At 54.8% G+C, this 228-nt stretch carries 1 pseudogene; it reads left to right on the forward strand.

Going from position 1 to position 228, the window contains the following annotated elements:
* Window positions 1–228 (forward strand): annotated as a pseudogene (locus tag AAC854_RS23720) (type VI secretion system tip protein VgrG); the annotation flags it as partial.

The raw sequence follows: 228 nt of genomic DNA on the forward strand, positions 1-228 counted from the left end.
GTCGGGATAAGCCATCATGGCCGCTGCCCGCAGGCACTGGGAGACAATGGCGGCGAAGGCACGACACTGAGTAACGATTTCAGCTTTATTGATGGTTATGCCGACTGGCGCTCCCCGTTTCATTACAAGCCACAGGCAGACGGTGATGAAAGTGCGACCGTTGTCGGGCCGGAAGGGGAAGAAATCTTCGTCAACAAAGACGGCGCGATAAAAGTGCATTTTCACTGG

This window comes from Xenorhabdus entomophaga (genome assembly GCF_037996725.1).
GTDB classification, from domain to species: domain Bacteria; phylum Pseudomonadota; class Gammaproteobacteria; order Enterobacterales; family Enterobacteriaceae; genus Xenorhabdus; species Xenorhabdus khoisanae.